A 17,682-nucleotide genomic window follows, 5' to 3' on the forward strand; every position below is an offset into this window, starting at 1 on the left:
TTAACTGATTTTTAGTTTGGCTTTCAGGTTTTGTTTTTCTTCATAAGAAAAGCCCTCGAAAGAATTACGTTTGATCAGTTTGGTGAGTGCGTTATTCAACTGGTGATATTTTTCGCAACGTTCACAATTCAAAATATGTAATTGTAGCCGAATTTTTTGCCAGAAACTAGCTTCTTCATACTGCTGTTTATCACTAAACTCGGCAACTCTACGACAAGATTTTGGTATTTTTTGCTCGCTATCCTTACACATATTATTTAATTTTTAAACCAAGTTTGACCCATACAATTTACCAAAGCGGTTCTGGCTCTGTGAATCATCACCCAAAAATTAGACGAAGATATTTTCAATTCATTACAAATAACTTCAGTATCCATTTCTTGCATGCTTTTCATTTTAAAAACCTTAGCATGTTTAGGGTTGATTTGTTCTAGACAGTCATAAATAGCTTGACCCAATTCTTTGTTTTCAATAGCTTCTTCACCAGAATCCATTGAACTTCCAGAAACTTGCTCTTCCAACCAATCGCCAGATTCATGTCCCGTATGGTAATCCATTTTAACTTCAGCTTGGCCTTTATTAGAATTGATTTTTCGGTAATAGTCAATAATTTTTCGTTTTAGGATAGAAATTAACCAAGTTTTTTCTGAAGCCTCACCCTTAAAATTGTCTTTAGATTTTAAACCCGCCAAAAAAGTTTCAGAAACAATATCTTTGGCCATTTCCCTGTCACTGACTTTAGAGATTGTAAAGTAAAGAAAATAGTCACTGTAACGTTCTACCCAAAGTTCTGGAGATAATTTATTTTTACTCATGGTCGAGAGATTTCAATTTTCAAATGTAAGTAAAATTTATCCTATAGTTTTGTCGAAAAATAAACTTCAAATTACGATTTTTGTTCAACATAAGAGAATTTTCAATTTATGAATCAAAACACCTTGTTGATTATCGGTTTTGTTTGGCCGGAACCAAATTCGTCTGCAGCGGGCAGTCGGATGATGCAAATCATTGATTTCTTTCTAAAAAGAAAATATAAAATCGTCTATGCATCGCCAGCACAGTTTTCTGAAAACGCCGTTAATCTTAAAGATTTAGGCGTCGATGAGAAGATCATCAAAGTGAATGATTCTGATTTCGATATATATTTGAAAGATTTGGCTCCAAGCCATGTTATTTTCGACCGTTTTATGATGGAAGAACAATTTGGCTGGCGTGTGGCAGACCAATGTCCGGACGCGATTCGGATTTTAGACACTGAAGATTTACATTTTTTCAGAAAAGCTAGACAACAAGCTTTTCAGGATAATCAAAAATTTAGCAAAGCCTATCTTTATTCAGACATTGCAAAGCGCGAGATAGCTTCTATTTTGAGATCTGATTTAGCATTGATTATATCAAAAGCTGAAATTGATTTATTGGTAAATCAGTTTAAAGTCAACAGAAATTTACTTTTATACCTGCCTTTTTTAATGTCACCGATTACAGACAAATATATAGCTAAGCTCCCAAAATTTGAGGAGCGTCAACATTTTGTAAGTATCGGCAATTTTCTTCATCCACCGAATTGGGACAAAACATTGTATCTGAAAAATGAAATTTGGCCAATAATTCACAATGCTTTACCTGATGCAGAAATGCATGTTTACGGTGCGTACACTTCACAGAAAGTAGAACAATTGCATAATCCTAAACAAAAATTCTTTATTGAAGGTCGTGCTGACGATGCGGTAAAAACGATACAAAATGCCAAAGTTTTACTCGGACCATTGCGTTTTGGCGCAGGTCTGAAAGGCAAGTTTTTGGACAGTATGAAAGCTGGAACGCCTTCTGTAACCACAACGATTGGTGCCGAAGGTTTGTGTGGTGATTTGCCGTGGTGTGGCGAAATTGCAAATAGTGCAGAAGATATTGCCAGACAAGCAATCAATTTGTATAAGTTTGAAAAGCGTTGGCAAAAAGCACAAAAAAACGGATTTCAAATTATCAATAAGCGCTTTCAAAAAAGGGTGCACACTGCAAATTTTTTTAAACGCTTACGCAAAATTGAAAGTAATTTAATTTCGCTGCGACAACAAAATTTTGTTGGCCAAATTTTGATGCATCACACCACGCAAAGCACAAAATACATGAGTTTGTGGATTGAAGCCAAAAACAAAACCCAGGACTAGGCTTAGGTTTTTTCACATTTGTTTACATTTACAATATGAAACCTTGGTTATTTATAATTTTGGTGTGTTTTGGAATTTCTTGTCAGAATGCTGACCTCAAAAAGCGTTCTGCCCAAGATATTTTAGAATCAGAAATGCAACAAATGAATTGGGAGGAAGTGGATTTTTACCCTACTTTCAGCTCCTGTAGCGATGTGACCTCTAAAACGGAGAGTTTAAATTGTTTTAAAACCACAGTTGAAACTTCAATCATCCAGGGATTAAAGAATAAAAATTTAATTCGTTCCAATCCTGAAGCCGATACTTTGCGGCTTCATCTTTATGTAGACCAATTTGGAAATACGCAGATTACGAATATTGACATCTCTGAAACTACTGCAATGAAGAATCCAGAACTTCGATTCTGGCTGCAACAAAGTATTCAGAATTTACCAAAAGCATATCCGGCACAGAAAAGAAGTGTTCCTGTGAATTTAAAAGTTAAATTACCTATTATTTTAAAATGACTTTCAATTTTAAATTTGGCTTCAAAAATTTTAGTTTAATTTGAAGCTGAATTCAATTAAATCCAAAAATTTGGCAGCAGAACGTATCATATTAGGCATTGACCCCGGCACAACAATCATGGGATTTGGTGTAATTGAAGTTAACAATAAAAGCATGAAATTTATTCAGTTGAATGAATTGATGTTGAAAAAATACGACGATCACTACACTAAATTGAAGATGATTTTTGATCGCACCATTCATTTGATTGATACTTATCATCCTGATGAAATTGCCATTGAAGCGCCATTTTTTGGAAAAAATGTACAATCTATGCTAAAACTTGGTAGAGCGCAAGGCGTCGCTATGGCAGCAGGTTTGTCCAGACAAATTCCTATTACCGAGTATTTACCAAAGAAAATAAAAATGGCGATTACAGGCAACGGAAATGCTAGTAAAGAACAGGTGGCAAAAATGTTGCAAAACATGCTAGGCATCAAAGAATTACCAAAAAACCTGGACTCTACAGATGGATTGGCAGCGGCGGTTTGTCATTTCTATAATTCTGGTAAGCCCGACCTTGGAAAGTCTTATTCTGGCTGGGATGCATTTATAAAACAAAATGAAAAGCGCGTCAAAAAGTAATTTTTGAGAACAAAAAACCCACATCAAAATGACGTGGGTTTTCGGATTTATTGAAATTGTCTGGCTATTTCTCTAAATTTCAATAGAACAATATGGCTTTACTTATTGTTTAATAATTCGTTTTGTAACCTGAGCATCTCCAGTTTTAATTTTAAGCAAATAAACACCTCTATTTAATTTACTTAAATCAACAGAATATTCATTTTGACCAAGATGATATGATGTCACATTTTGTCCTAACAAATTGAACACAGTAATTTGAACATCTTCAGAGTCATTCAATCCTGAAATTTTCAACTGATCTACAACTGGATTTGGAAATAATTTTAGATTTTTTGATGAATTTTCTGAATTCAAACCTAAAGTGGTATTTTCGAAACTCAACTGAAAACGATTATTGCTTATGCTTTCTGGAATATTTGTATCGACACTAAAATTATAATCTTCAGCATCCATAATTGTCGTCATTCCAGTGTATTGATCATAAAGTACAACATTGAAATTATCATCAAAGTTTTCTAAATCTAGATGAAAAACATAATTTTCACTTCGAAATTGGTTGACAAATAAATCGATTTCTTCTTCATGACTTGGCAAAGCTCTTGTTTCAAAAGTATAAAAAGCATTATTGCTCTGTGTCGCTAAATTTTCATCTAAATTAGGCAGTTTTGGCGCATCGAAATCATCATAATTTGAATTGCCTTGAGCATCAAAATTGAGTGTCAACAAATCTGCTTCACGCTCGTTATTGTTGAAAGCACCAGCTTCATATAAATACAACTTCAAAGTAGAAGATTCATCATTAGAAAAAACAGATTGACTTACTCCTGATGGATTTTTAGCTGATTCTGTAAAAGTAACCGACGGAGAATTAACAGTTGAAGAATTCACTATAAAGAAAGATTGTCCTGGTCGTATAAACTGATCGACAGTATTACTCAAAAGCTGATAAGCGCCTCTGAGGGAAGCGTTGGCGTCCCAAACATACAAATGATTAACATTGACACCACCTTGAAAACTCAAGTTTTTGAAATCTATTGTACTCTGATAAGGATTGGCAATCAAACTGAATTCATTATTTCCCTGAGCAATTGTAGGTGTAAATTCACCGATGAATAATTCACCAGTTGCCCTCAAAACTGTATTGGTTGGTGTGGCTTCATTATCGGTTAAGTCTATACTTCGATCTCCGCGAATATAAATCCGATAAGCATCGCCAAATTGAAGTTGAGTTGAATTTGTATTTTGAACGGGGTACCAAGCTTGGCCATCGTTATCTAAAACAAACATAGATGGGTTTCCAGTTCCTGTAGCATCAAAACCCAAGATACCACTTTCTGAACCTGTGATATGTGTACCATATCCACTAATATTTTGTCCGTTTTCCTGCCAGTTCGCATAGATTGAGCCATTTGAATTTAAAGACGATGACAGAAATCGGTATGCGCGTCTATTATTGTTTCCAGCTGGAATAAATCGTTCAACTGTAACATCTCCATTTATAGATGATCCTGGGCGGTTTTTAATTTGACCAGTTCTTGTCGCATCAGATTTAAAAGTAACTTCTCCATTGATTAAGATTTCACCATATAAATCAACAGATGAATAAATCTCTAGACTTGCACCAAATAAGACATTGATATCGTTTACTTCAACGGGATTATTAAAAACTGCCGTGCCACTTAATATTTGAATATTTTTAGTTGACACTGAATTTCCCTCAGGAGATTCAGGCGTCCATTGGTTATTGTCGTAAATATAATCTGCAGCTGGCGGATTTTGTGTCCAGTAGAAATTGTCTATACCAACTTGTCCGCCACCAGCAGCATTTTTGAAAGTAATAGTAAAATTCCCAGAAATATCTGTAATATCAATATTTCCAGAGTTTTTGATTTGTCCTTGTTCTCCATTTGTGGTCACATTGGCCACTTGGTTTCCATTGATGTAAACTTGTAAATTCACATTGGTGCTAAAAGCCTGGACGTAATCGAAAGAAAATTCGGAAATACCATTTGCGATTGTTGAACTTAAATTTGAAGTCATATTGGCGTTGAGCACAACAGTTTTTCCATTGGAGCTTGTTCCAGGATAGCTTCTGGCGCTTGTATAAGACCAAGTGTTTGCGAGTACGCCTGAAAAACTTCCACTTTGATAACCAAAACCTGTTACAGGAAAATTTGCAAAGTTTTCTGTGACTTGTGTATCGAAGTCAATCGGCATTGTAAATGCTTGTGGTGGCAAAGAATAATCTTCAACTTCGATAAGAGTTGAAATTTCTGAATTGTGTTTAGTTTTTGATTCATTGTCTGCATAAAGCTGACTTGAAAAACTAACAAAAATGAGCATGAGTACAACGTACAACGAAGTGCACATTTTGGATGAATGCGTTTTCATAGGATAAAGTTTTAAATTAGTTAATGTTGAAATTTAAATAAAATTTGCAGAAATGACTTTTTTTAAATTGCTTAGTATTTAAATTTCAGATACTTAAACAAACAGTACTTTTTAATACTTGTTTTAATAATCCTTCAAAAAATCACCTCATTATCAAATGAAAAATGAATTTTAATATTCATTTTATGAATACAAAAGACATTAAACTTCATCAAAATTGCTATAACAATATTATGGTTTAGAATAAAAGGTCAAAAACAAAAAAACCCGCACCAAAAAGATGCGGGTTTCAATTTAAAATTTAAAGTCTTTTATTGCTTAATGATGCGCTTTGTTATGCTTCCTTCTTTAGTATTTATTTTTACTAAATATACACCATTACTCAATTGAGATAAATTCAATTTAGAAATTTCGTTATCGAATTCTACATTGTTTAACTCTTGACCTATCATGTTGAAAACAGAGACTTCTGCATTCTCAAATTTATTCAATCCTGAAATGTTCAACTCATCTTTGACAGGATTTGGATACAAACTTATCGTATTTGCTAATTCTGGATTGTTTGTACTCAAAGTTGTGTTGTCAAAAGTCAACTGAAAACGATTGCTGTCCATACTTTCAGGAATGCTTGTATCGATGCTAAAACTGTAATTTTCATCGTTCAGCACAATTTCTGTTTCTGTGTAAGCATCATAAAGAATCACGTCGAAATCTGCGCTTAATTCATTCAAATCAAGGTTGAACACATAATTTTCATGTTGATATTGATTAAGTGACAAGTTCAAAACTTCATTGTCTTGTGGTGTGGCTCTATACTCCAAACCATAAAACTTATTATTTTGAACAGTTGCTAAATTCTCTTCAGGATTAGTGAATTTCAAAGCATCAAGTTCGTTGATCTCTGAAGAACTATCATCACTAAATCTCAATTTCAACTGATCTGCTTCTCTGCCACCATTTGTGAAAGTTGAAGCTTCGTAAAGTTTCAAATTCAATTTTGAAATATCATTATTTGAAAATACTGTATTGATTTCTCCATTTGTATTTTTCGCACTTTGTGTAAAAGTAATTGACGGTGTAGTTACCGCAGCTGTATTCACAACAAAGAAAGCTTGTCCTGGTCGCAACATTTGATCTTCGGTAGATGAAATAATCTCATACGCACCTTCTGTGGCTGCGTTTGGATCCCAAACATAAAGATTATTAGAATTTACACCTCCACTAAAGTTTAAGTTTGAAAAATCAACAATACTTTGGTATGGATTCGCAATAAAACTAAAATCTTCAGCATTTTGAGATAATGCAGGAGAAAGTGCTCCTGTCTGCAATTCGCCAGTTGCTCTAAGTCTTACATTAGTAGGAGTTGCAGAATTATTTGTCAAATCTATAGTTCTGTTTCCACGAATGTAGATTCTGTAAGACGTTCCAGCTTCCAAAATATCAGTGTCTGTATTAGGTACTGGACTCCAAACTTGTGCATCGTTGTCAAACATAAACATAGATGGATTTCCTGTAGCTGTTGCGTCGAAACCATTTTCACCAGTTTCTGAACCAGTAATATGTGTTCCAAAACCATTGTCATCTGTTCCACCTTCTTGCCAGTTGGCAAAAATTGAATTATCTGTAGTTACAGATGGTGTTAAAAATCTAAACGCGCGACGGTTATTATTACCAGCTGGAATAAAACGCTCTGTTGTAACATCTCCTGTAACAGTTGATCCTGCAGCTTCTGCTAACTGAGCAGTTCCTGAAGCATTACTTTTGAATGTTAATGTTCCGTAATTTACTAAATCGCCATTCAGATTTAAAACATCATAAATATTTAAGCTCGCTGTTGCAGCTACAGTTAAATTATTTACTTCAACGTCTGCATTGAATACGGCATTTCCGTCGGCGATAAAAATATCGTCTGCATCAGTAGACACTCCTTCTGGATTTTCTGGTGTCCAAGTACCATTTTCAAAAGTGTAGTCGGCATCTATTGGACTTTGATTCCAAGATAAATTATCGATAGCAACTTGACCACCACCAGTACCTTGTTTAAATTCAATTGTAAATGAACCTTGTACGCTTCCTGGAACTGGAATATTTCCTGAATTTTGAACTTCACCAGATTGGTTACTTGTAGAAACAGTTGCGACTAATGCACCATTAATATAAACTTCCAAATTAACGTCTGTACTAAATACTTGCATATAATCAAACTCAAAATCAGTAATTCCACCACTTAAAGTCGTGTTTAGAGATGAAGATGAGTTGTTTCTTAAAGTAACTGTTTCGGCAGTAATATCTTGATCACCTCTAGCTTCAACATAATTCCATGTGTTGCCTAAGATACCTAGGAATGTTCCTGCTTGGTATGAACTACTTGTTTCTGGATAGTTTTCAAAAGTTTCATTTATATCATAAGCAGTTGGTACTGGCATAACTTCTCCTTCCAAATTAATGTTAATATCATCAGCATTACCACCTGAAATTGTCAATACATCTGAATAAGTGTTTTCTGACAAGCCAGATTTTAATCTCACATAAACATCAGTCGCTGAACCATCGTATGCTGTTAAAGTAAAAGATTCAGTGTAACCTGTATTCTCTGATTGAGAAATTTCAAAATTTGAACCAGTTGGTACGGAAACAGTAACATCTGTATTATCTAAATCATTTCCCGACAATTCTATAATTTGCGAGTCTGATGGACCTTCACCAAATATATAATCTAATGATAATATGTTTGATACGATTAAAGTTGGCCCACTGCCTGAACCACTAGAAGGTGAAACACCAAAACCTTGTTGGCCATCATTCCCAGAAGGTGAAGATGAAACAGTTTCAAATCTAGTGCTTGGATCTGTAAATCCAGTTGTAGTCCCTGTAGTAATACCGTCTAGCAATTGAATGTTTTGATTTGCAGTTGACACACCGTTTCCTGACCATGCCGAACCTGGATCTGAACCTGAAATTCCTAATATATCAGTAGTATTTCCTCCATACTTCACAACTAAGGCATCATCACCATTGAAAGTAAAACCTTTATCATAAAAAGCCGAACCATTGTTAAGTGTTATCGTTTCTAAATCAGAAGTTCCAATCACAATCACCTCTCCAGCAGCAAGTGTGCCTTCAGACAATGTAAAATCAGGAGATGGCGCGTTACCATTTGTTCCCTTTTCAATCACAAGATTATTGGCTGAAAAATCAAGAACGCCAGTTGTGTTGTTCCAAATTTCAATTCCCTTTGGAGTAGTCCCAGAATCAGTTTCTATATACTGACTAATGATTTGAGCTTGGGTAGAATAACCCATAACTAACAAACCTAGGATTAAAGTTAAATTTTTAAGTAAACTTGTTTTCATATTGAAATATTTAAATTTATCATTGTTTATAACAAAATTAATAAAATTGATTGTCGATACATTTTCTAGTAATTAATAAATCGTTAATAATTCGAAAATGCCTGTATAAGTAGGTTGAGCGGGCTAATAGCTGTTAATTTTTTCTAAATCTGAATGTCAATTTTAGGAAAATGCTACTAAAAAATCATCAATTCAGTAGAATTCAAATAATTCATATGAATAAAGTCTTTGATTTAGAAAGCAAAACGATTTGATTTAAATCTTTGAAAACAAAAATACTAAAATCAATAAAAAACCGAGTTCTATAAAGAAAGTTTTACGTGAAGAATATTTAGCTTTTTTGATAACGTAATCCATAGCCAAAAGGACAATCGTTGTATAAAACAAACACATCACAACATAAAAGTTCCAAGGAGCTGTTATAAATATGATGATATAAATTGCACTTAGAAAAGAAAGTCCAGACAATAACAAATACAAACTTAGTTGCTTAAACATGAATCACTTTTAGTCATTATTAAAATCAAATATACTATACAACACACAAAGATTCAAAAGAAAACCATATTTATAAATTCAAGTTTTAGAACGCCTAAAAAGTCACCTTATTAATGCTGCAAAGTTCAAATTTATAAGATTCCAAAAAGAGAATATAATTTTTTCCGAAAAAGATTTTGACAAATCAATTTAAATATTAAATTTGCACTCGCAATAAACGAATGCGAAAGTAGCTCAGGGGTAGAGCATCACCTTGCCAAGGTGAGGGTCGCGGGTTCAAATCCCGTCTTTCGCTCTTTTTTTGCTCGGATGGTGGAATTGGTAGACACGTTGGACTTAAAATCCAATGACCATTGCGGTCGTGCGGGTTCAAGTCCCGCTCCGAGTACCTTCAAAACCCCTAGAAATAGGGGTTTTTTTGTTTTAGCGCCTGATTAGAATTATGGGCGAAAAACTAAGTTATAGATTTGAGTTAATTTTCAATTTTATAGTAAACAACTCTAACTTCAAAAAATGCCAAGAAAACTAAAAAACAGCGAACTCGACCGCAAGACAGAAGCTGATTTCAAAACAGCGACCAAAACCCCACTCATTATTATTTTGGATAACATTAGAAGTTTAAATAATATTGGGTCTGTTTTCCGTAGTTCTGATGCTTTTCTGATTCAGAAAATTTATCTCTGTGGCATTACTGCGCAACCGCCGCACAAAGACATTCAAAAAACAGCTTTGGGCGCAACCAACACTGTTGATTGGGAATATGCTGAAAAAACCGAAGATATTGTAAAAAAATTACAAGCCAAAAACGTAAAAGTCTGCGCCATCGAACAGGCTGAAAATTCTAAAAAATTATCAGATTTTCAACCTCAACAAAACGAAACTTATGCTTTTATACTCGGAAACGAAGTGAAAGGTGTGCAGCAATCTGTTGTAGATTTGGCTGATGAAGTTTTGGAAATTCCGCAACTCGGAACCAAACATTCTCTGAATATTTCTGTCACCACAGGAATTTGCATTTGGGATTTTGTTCAGAAAACAAATATTGTTTAAGCTTCTTCGGCTTTTAATTTTTCTTGCAATATTTTCAATTCATCGCGGAATCTTGCAGCTTCCATAAAATCTAAATCTTTGGCAGCCTTTTCCATAGATTTGCGCACTTTCGTCATTTGCGTTTTCAATTCTTTAGTAGAATAGTCTGCCGCCGCTTCTTCTGCCGCCTCCAAAGTTGGTGTGTCTACAATTTTATATGGTTCTGCTCTTTTCCCACCAAGTGCCGAATCCAATGATTTGTTCAAGGCTGTTGGTGTTATGTTGTGTTTGGTGTTGTATTCTATTTGTTTATTTCTACGGTATTCGGTTTGGTCAATAGTTTTTTGCATACTCTCGGTAATTTTATCCGCATACAAAATCGCTTTGCCTTCCAAATGTCGCGCTGCTCTACCGATAGTTTGCGTTAGGGTTCGGTTGCTTCTCAAAAAACCTTCTTTGTCCGCATCCAAAATCGCCACCAGTGAAACTTCTGGCAAATCTAAACCTTCCCGGAGCAAATTGACCCCGACCAAAACATCAAATACACCTTTTCGTAAATCCGACATGATTTCAACACGTTCTAAAGTGTCAATATCACTATGAATATAACGGGTTTTAATTTTAACCCGAGACAAATATTTAGTCAATTCTTCAGCCATGCGTTTGGTCAAAGTCGTGACTAATACACGCTGATTTTTCTGAACACGAATGTCTATTTCTTCAATCAGATCATCAATTTGGTTTTGGCTAGGTCGGACTTCAATCACAGGATCCAAAAGTCCAGTTGGTCGAATAACCTGCTCCACCACCACCCCATCGCTTTTTTGCAATTCATAGTCTGCAGGCGTAGCGCTGACGTAAACAACCTGATTTTGCAAAGCTTCAAATTCTTCTAAGCGCAACGGACGGTTATCCATCGCTGCCGGCAACCTGAAACCATAATCTACCAAATTTTCTTTTCTTGAACGGTCGCCACCATACATTGCGCCGACTTGTGGAATTGTAACATGACTTTCGTCCACAATCATCATAAAATCGTCGGGGAAATAATCCAGTAGGCAGAACGGTCGCGTCCCTGGTTTTCGGCCATCCAGATATCTAGAGTAGTTTTCTATACCAGAACAATAGCCCAGTTCTTTAATCATTTCCAGATCAAAATTTGTACGCTCTTCAATGCGTTTGGCTTCCAAAGGTTTGCCAATTTCTTTGAAATATTCAATTTGTTTTCCCAAATCGAGTGCGATTTGATCAATAGCTTGATTTAAAACATCTGGTGAAGTCACAAAAATATTTGCCGGATAAATATTGAGTTTGTCGTATTTCGCTAAAATTTCGTTATTCTGAACATCAAAAGCTTCGATTTCTTCGATTTCATCCCCAAAGAAATGAATGCGGTAAGCATGGTCAGCATAACCTGGAAACACATCTAGAGTGTCACCTTTTATTCTGAAATTACCATGACTGAATTGCGCTTCAGTTCTGGAATATAAACTTTGTACTAGCCGTTGTAATAATTTGGTTCTCGGTATTTCCTGATCGATTTCGATAGAAATTACATTTTTCTGAAATTCTACAGGATTTCCAATTCCGTAAATACAACTTACGGAGGCCACCACCAAAACATCACGCCGACCAGACAGTAAAGATGATGTCGTGCTTAATCTTAATTTTTCGATTTCATCATTGATGGACAAATCCTTTTCGATATAAGTTCCACTGGAGGGAATAAAAGCTTCGGGCTGATAATAGTCGTAATACGACACAAAATATTCAACTGCATTATCTGGAAAAAAAGCTTTAAATTCTGAATACAACTGCGCCGCCAGGGTTTTGTTATGCGCCAAAACCAAAGTCGGTTTCTGAACACTTTCAACCACATTGGCCATAGTAAAAGTTTTACCAGAACCAGTAACTCCAAGTAAAGTTTGGTAGCGATCGCTATTGTTGATGCCATCCACAATTTTTTGAATGGCTTGCGGTTGATCGCCCGTCGGTTGAAAATCAGATTTCAATTCGAATTTCATGCAATTTTAATTTGAAATAAAAATACTCAGTTGAATCGTTTCTGCCAAGTTTAAAGCAAAAGCTTTAGATGAATTTCACATAGGCTTAGCATATTATTTTTTTAATCTAATTCAGTGGGAATGCTTTTTCAATGGATATTCTTTTTACAAATAGAACAAATTCAAAATTATCATTTTGGGTTTCAGTAGTCAATAGCTGGAGTTAAAATTAAACATTTTGAGATTAACTCATTATTTATCGGTTGTACGTTGTTTCCCAAATCCTGCAAGCATTTCAACTATCGCTTAGTTGGAGGAAAATTAGTAGCTATTATTGGATTCATGATTTTAACTTACCTAAATCCTAAAACTTCATTAGCCAGCGAATTACTATGCAGCGATACAGATTCTAATATTTGTTTCCAAACCTGCTCTTCTGCATCTAGGAAATGACCTTTATCTTCAATGAAATGAGTCGTACAGCTTGGTATTTCCTGAGCCATTTTGATGACCGGCTGAACTGGCGCTAAGGTGTCTGACATGCCATGCCAAATTTGTACAGGTATTTTGATCTGTGAAACTTCAAAGCCCCATGGTTTTGCCAGTAATGCAGGCTCCGAAGCTGCCTCGTGTACTCCATTTCGAAGCGCTTCTTTCATATGCATAAGCACATGTTCTCCTGATTCTTTTCGCTGCATTACTTCCTGATCGGAGGGACACAAATGGTCAATCTGTGTTTGCACAGACCGGATATATTTTTCAGGATCGGTATGCATAAGCTTTTTCCCATATGAAAGTGTCATTCGGACCAAAAAGGGAAAGTACTTTGATAAAAAGAATGCCGTTCGGTTTTCTTTGCACATTTCCTGGGGAGGTTTTTGCTTTTCAAATTGATTGATGCCTGCCACGATTCCGCAGAACGCCACCCGATCTGGGAGTGAATACGCACAGGCTGAAGCATAAGCACTGCCACCAGAGGTGCCAATGACAGAAAACTTGTGTATGCCAAGATAATCAGCCAGCTCTACGATGTCTTTCGGATAATCCAAAACCGTTCTTCCAGCTTTCTTATCAGAAAGCCCGTATCCAGGCCTGTCTGTGGCAATTATTCTTATGCCAAGTGCCTTGGATATGGGATCATCCTGAAGAAAAAATAACCTTGAACCCGGTGTCCCATGAAACAAAAATATTGGAAATCCGGATTGATCTCCGTACTCCGCATAACCCAAAGTTCTTCCATCCTGCAGCTTGTGAGTAAGCGCAGTTGCATCATTATTTCTCATGTGTAATTAATTTATTTATAATAAAGCTCGCATAACTGCTGAGTAAGAGAGGTCTCAAAGCTATGATGTATTCTTTCTTCAACCTTTCGGCTTCTTTCATTTGTGGCATTTAAAATACACACCTGTAGTTTATCCAGATCCTTAAAATCGAAGGTCTTTCGTTCCAAGGCATCGTTAACTAAATATTGCAGATCCTGCAAGTTCTTCGATCCTGATATAATTAAAGGAGCATCATCATCTACTTCTTTATTCAGTCGATTGATGAGGTATTTAATATCTGAAGGAGCGATTTTTACCAGGCTTTTAAACCTCCTGCTAAAGGTCTCATAATTCTTATAGCCCAGTAAGCAGGCAATGTCCTGCACTTTGTAATCCTCTACCTTTATCAGTTCCAGGCTTTCCCGAATTTTGAAGAGTTCGGCATAGTGAATGGGCGAATAGCCCAATTCCTTTTTAAAAGTCCTAGAAAAATGAATAGGAGACAGACAAGCTACATCAGCTAATTCCTGCAAAGAAAACGTCTTGTTAAGATGCTGCTTGATATACCTTTCTACTGATTCTAAAGAGTTCATCATCTCATTTTTTAATGATAAAACAAATGTACATGCTTTTACGCTTTAAGCTATGACGAATTTTAGCTTTGTGACAATAGTTAAATGACTTTTGATACTAAACTAAACGCATCGGAAGCGAAGATTAAAATATCCTTCTGTTATTTTGTTGTATTTAGAGTAATGCAGTCCATTTTCCATAACTCCAGCTATTGCGAAGACATAGTGTTTACATTATTATTTTTTTAGAAAACTTGATTTATTGTCATTCAGAATTTAGTCAACAAAAGTTTCTCTTATAATGCTTTTGCAATTCGCTATTTCAGATTTAGTTAATCTGTCAAATTTTCTTATAATACGAGTTTTGTCAATTGTTCGAATTTGGTCAATCGCAATCATTCCATTTTTTCCATTATGGCTAACTTTTATTCTTGTCGGATACTGTTTTAGGTTTGTTGTCATTGGAGCTACAACAATTGTCCTTAGAAACTTATTAATTTCATTTGGCGATAAAATTACGCAAGGACGAGTTTTTTTGATTTCGCTACCAACTGTTGGATCAAGATTTACGAGTACAATTGAATATTGTTTTAGTTCCATTCGTCGAAATTTTCATCATCAAAAACGTCATCAAATAATAATTTATCATCATCATTTGTACTCATTTCTTTAAATGCTTTCTCCCAATTTTTTCTTGGAGTATCAATCGGCTTAAGAACAATTTGATCTTTTTCTAAAATCATTTCAACTTTATCCTTAATGTTGTATTTTTCCAAAACAGTTTTGCTTAAACGCAATCCTTTTGAATTTCCAATTTTTACAATAGCTGTTTCCATAGCACAAAATTTGTAATTACAAAGTAACAACATTTATTATATCTCACCAAGCTTTTCTGTATTAATGACAACTTTTTGATTAAACTTTAATGTTAAATTTGTATCCATCTGACACAATTCTAAACGCCAATTTAATAATTCAATCCGTATGTAAATTTGTGATGAATTTTAATTCTTGAAACTTTTAACTAAGCAGTAATTCTGTAAATTTCAGTAGTGTTGGTTGCATACTTGGAAAAAACCGAATTGAACAAAAAGAAATTAAAGAAGAAATTAGCGAATTGGATAATGGAAAAAGAATATCGCATGAGTACTTTTCAGAAAACTGAAATCTAAAAAACTTCAGCATAAATTACTGCTTATCACAAAACTCATTGTAATATTTTACAACTGACTCTACGTCATATCGCTCAAAATGCTTCAATTTGATTTTTTTTAATAATTCTTCACAGTCGCCAAAATATTCTTTTGCTATTTTTCTAAATCTTCTAGAATATGTATTTCCTATCCTTAAATTAACAACCAAATCACTTTCACTTTCAGACATATAATAGGTTGTGCTTGAAGTTGTTGTAGTCGCAAATCCAGTATTGGAAAAGCCTGTACTTGGGTAAATCATACCGCTATGCTGTACTTGATATAAATCCACATTTCCTTCTTGGATAATATGCAATAATTTAACAGATCCAGGACCTCTACCGTCTTTAAGAACTTTATACTCGTAATCTTTCGTCGTATCACCATAATTTACTCTCAATCTCCTTACGGTCTTGTAATCGTAAATTTCTTTATCTGCATTTTTTGATCTTCGTATTAAAATCCTATCATTAGTTTTAATTCTGCCGTAGCCGTTTATAGAACTCCCATCTCTGAAGCTTATTGAAATACTATTTTGAGCTTCAATATTTGAGAAAAACAAAAAGAAAACTCCAATTAAAAACATTTTTTTCATAATAAGTTTTATTGTTCAGTTAATTTTAATCAGCAAAATCACAATCAACCTCATAAGTTTCTGGGCCATTCATTGTTTCAATAGTTTTGGTACAAGGTTCTGGTTCACAAGCAATCATAAATATTAATATGAAAAACAATACAAAAGGGAAACTCACTTTTTTCATAAGTAAATTAGGTTAAAATAGTTTTTATTTAGCTTAAAATTTTGGAGTCGAAAAGTACTGATTAAATTTTAAATTCAAATAAATTTTAGTCCAAAACAAGATGAATTTCAAAAAGGCTTAGGAACATTATCCTAAGTTATTAACTTTGAAAATATAAGATTACAAAAATGTCAACCTTTTTTAGGTCGAGAGAAATGTAATATGTTTGATGTTTTCAATCTGAATAAGAATTGAATTTGAATTACTCAAGTAGTTTTGTAGATTTGATTTTTTGAAATTCTTTAAATGAAAATTGATAAATTTGTCCTGGCAGTAGTATTGACTATTGTTCTTGCCTACTTTTTTCCACAGTTTGGTGACGAAGAAAGTGTGATTCCGCTAGAACGTATAGCGGGCATAGGTATTTCAATGATATTCTTTTTTTATGGTCTGAAATTAAGTCTAAGCCAATTAGTCTCAGGATTAAAAAACTGGAGATTACACTTACTTATTCAGTTATCTACTTTTTTGATTTTCCCTCTTTTAGTTATCATTGTTTATCCTTTTTTTCAGGGTGACACCTCAGAATCTGTTTGGCTAGCCTTCTTGTTTTTAGCGGCACTTCCTTCCACGGTATCTTCCTCTGTTGTCATGGTCTCACTGGCAAAGGGAAATATGCCAGCAGCTATCTTTAACGCTAGCATTTCAGGATTGATAGGTATTGTAATTACTCCTTTATGGGTTGGGATATTCCTGCAGCAGTCAAATGTAGATTATAGTCTGGGCGATATTTATCTGAAGCTCCTTATAGAAATACTTCTTCCAGTTGTATTGGGCTTGATTTTACAGAAATATCTGGGCAAATTTGCTCGGAAGTATTCTGCATATTTAACATGGTTTGATAAATCCATCATACTGCTGATTATATATAAAAGCTTTGCTGAGTCTTTTGAAGAAGGTATTTTTACAACCATAAAAGTTATTGATTTAGTTTTAATAAGTCTTGGCGTTGGGTTTTTATTTTTTACAATGTATTTTACGATTGGCTATCTTTCCAGAAGGTTAAACTTTAATCGGGAAGATCAAATTACAGCTCAGTTTTGTGGTACAAAAAAATCTCTTGTTCACGGCACTGTTTTTTCTAAAGTCCTCTTCCCAGAATCATTAGCTTTAGGGATAATGCTATTACCACTTATGATATTTCATGCCTTTCAAATTCTGGTCATTAGCTTTATAGCTACTAAAGCCAGTAGAAGATTTAAAAATTGAATTTTAGGCTTCAACTAAATTATAAATAATTAAATTATACTCTAATAAATTTGAACTTAAAAAATAAATA

Annotated in this window: 17 protein-coding genes and 2 tRNA genes; 7 read left to right on the top strand and 12 right to left on the bottom strand. The window is 34.5% G+C overall.

All coding sequences use genetic code 11. The features are described from left to right. Positions 1–252 (bottom strand): hypothetical protein, encoded by a 252-nt coding sequence (locus EIG86_RS01210; RefSeq protein ID WP_127844328.1) that lies wholly within the window; start codon positions 250–252, stop codon positions 1–3. 5 nt (positions 253–257) lie between these two features. Then, positions 258–815, bottom strand: a complete 558-nt coding sequence (locus EIG86_RS01215; protein WP_127844329.1) for a sigma-70 family RNA polymerase sigma factor — start codon at positions 813–815, stop codon at positions 258–260. A 108-nt stretch (positions 816–923) separates the two neighbouring features. On the opposite strand from EIG86_RS01215, the gene EIG86_RS01220 reads away from it, so the two are divergent. The 3 genes from EIG86_RS01220 (at position 924) to ruvC (ending at position 3,299) form a co-directional block, all read left to right on the top strand. Further along, a complete protein-coding gene (locus tag EIG86_RS01220) occupies positions 924–2,168 on the top strand; it encodes a glycosyltransferase (protein WP_127844330.1) in 1,245 nt (414 codons plus the stop codon). A 35-nt stretch (positions 2,169–2,203) separates the two neighbouring features. Then, entirely contained in the window at positions 2,204–2,674 is a 471-nt protein-coding gene (locus tag EIG86_RS01225) for a hypothetical protein (RefSeq protein WP_127844331.1), read from the top strand. A 70-nt stretch (positions 2,675–2,744) separates the two neighbouring features. After that, positions 2,745–3,299 carry a crossover junction endodeoxyribonuclease RuvC gene (gene ruvC, locus EIG86_RS01230; RefSeq protein WP_127844407.1) on the top strand — a complete coding sequence of 185 codons (555 nt, stop codon included), beginning with the start codon at positions 2,745–2,747 and terminating at the stop codon, positions 3,297–3,299. 102 nt (positions 3,300–3,401) lie between these two features. On the opposite strand, the gene EIG86_RS01235 is transcribed toward ruvC, so the two are convergent. The 3 genes from EIG86_RS01235 to EIG86_RS01245 all read right to left on the bottom strand — a co-directional run bounded on the left by EIG86_RS01235 (position 3,402) and on the right by EIG86_RS01245 (position 9,544). Next, positions 3,402–5,693, bottom strand: coding sequence for a T9SS type A sorting domain-containing protein (locus EIG86_RS01235; RefSeq protein WP_127844332.1), 2,292 nt, complete (start codon positions 5,691–5,693; stop codon positions 3,402–3,404). A gap of 311 nt (positions 5,694–6,004) precedes the next feature. Then, a complete protein-coding gene (locus EIG86_RS01240; protein ID WP_127844333.1) occupies positions 6,005–9,046 on the bottom strand; it encodes a T9SS type A sorting domain-containing protein in 3,042 nt (1,013 codons plus the stop codon). A 255-nt stretch (positions 9,047–9,301) separates the two neighbouring features. Then, positions 9,302–9,544: a hypothetical protein gene (locus EIG86_RS01245; protein WP_127844334.1), complete on the bottom strand. Its 243-nt coding sequence runs from the start codon at positions 9,542–9,544 to the stop codon at positions 9,302–9,304. A 223-nt stretch (positions 9,545–9,767) separates the two neighbouring features. Between EIG86_RS01245 and EIG86_RS01250 the strand changes: the two genes are divergently transcribed. The 3 genes from EIG86_RS01250 to EIG86_RS01260 all read left to right on the top strand — a co-directional run bounded on the left by EIG86_RS01250 (position 9,768) and on the right by EIG86_RS01260 (position 10,594). Further along, a tRNA-Gly gene (locus tag EIG86_RS01250) sits at positions 9,768–9,839 on the top strand. 8 nt (positions 9,840–9,847) lie between these two features. Further along, positions 9,848–9,932, top strand: a tRNA-Leu gene (locus EIG86_RS01255). A gap of 125 nt (positions 9,933–10,057) precedes the next feature. Further along, positions 10,058–10,594, top strand: a complete 537-nt coding sequence (locus tag EIG86_RS01260) for an RNA methyltransferase (RefSeq protein ID WP_127844335.1) — start codon at positions 10,058–10,060, stop codon at positions 10,592–10,594. Here the strand turns inward: EIG86_RS01260 and uvrB are convergent. The 7 genes from uvrB to EIG86_RS14155 form a co-directional block, all read right to left on the bottom strand. Beyond that, positions 10,591–12,597: an excinuclease ABC subunit UvrB gene (uvrB, locus tag EIG86_RS01265; protein ID WP_127844336.1), complete on the bottom strand. Its 2,007-nt coding sequence runs from the start codon at positions 12,595–12,597 to the stop codon at positions 10,591–10,593. The two genes, EIG86_RS01260 and uvrB, sit on opposite strands and share 4 nt — an antisense overlap. A gap of 332 nt (positions 12,598–12,929) precedes the next feature. Continuing rightward, positions 12,930–13,859, bottom strand: coding sequence for an alpha/beta fold hydrolase (locus EIG86_RS01270; protein ID WP_127844337.1), 930 nt, complete (start codon positions 13,857–13,859; stop codon positions 12,930–12,932). Positions 13,860–13,870: 11 nt separating this feature from the next. Further along, positions 13,871–14,431 (bottom strand): helix-turn-helix domain-containing protein, encoded by a 561-nt coding sequence (locus EIG86_RS01275; RefSeq protein ID WP_157983093.1) that lies wholly within the window; start codon positions 14,429–14,431, stop codon positions 13,871–13,873. Positions 14,432–14,686: 255 nt separating this feature from the next. After that, positions 14,687–15,010: a type II toxin-antitoxin system PemK/MazF family toxin gene (locus EIG86_RS01280; RefSeq protein ID WP_127844339.1), complete on the bottom strand. Its 324-nt coding sequence runs from the start codon at positions 15,008–15,010 to the stop codon at positions 14,687–14,689. Beyond that, positions 15,001–15,246: an AbrB/MazE/SpoVT family DNA-binding domain-containing protein gene (locus EIG86_RS01285; protein ID WP_127844340.1), complete on the bottom strand. Its 246-nt coding sequence runs from the start codon at positions 15,244–15,246 to the stop codon at positions 15,001–15,003. The genes EIG86_RS01280 and EIG86_RS01285 overlap by 10 nt, the downstream gene beginning before the upstream one ends. Before the next feature lie 352 nt (positions 15,247–15,598). Next, on the bottom strand, positions 15,599–16,189 hold the full coding sequence (locus EIG86_RS01290; RefSeq protein ID WP_127844341.1) for a hypothetical protein: 591 nt from the start codon (positions 16,187–16,189) through the stop codon (positions 15,599–15,601). Between the two features lie 34 nt (positions 16,190–16,223). Next, positions 16,224–16,364 carry a hypothetical protein gene (locus EIG86_RS14155; RefSeq protein WP_192901695.1) on the bottom strand — a complete coding sequence of 47 codons (141 nt, stop codon included), beginning with the start codon at positions 16,362–16,364 and terminating at the stop codon, positions 16,224–16,226. A gap of 285 nt (positions 16,365–16,649) precedes the next feature. On the opposite strand from EIG86_RS14155, the gene EIG86_RS01295 reads away from it, so the two are divergent. Beyond that, complete coding sequence (locus EIG86_RS01295; protein WP_127844342.1) at positions 16,650–17,612, top strand: bile acid:sodium symporter family protein; 963 nt, start codon at positions 16,650–16,652, stop codon at positions 17,610–17,612. Positions 17,613–17,682 lie beyond the last annotated feature (70 nt).

The sequence above is a fragment of the Psychroflexus aestuariivivens genome (assembly GCF_004010055.1).
GTDB lineage: Bacteria > Bacteroidota > Bacteroidia > Flavobacteriales > Flavobacteriaceae > Psychroflexus > Psychroflexus aestuariivivens.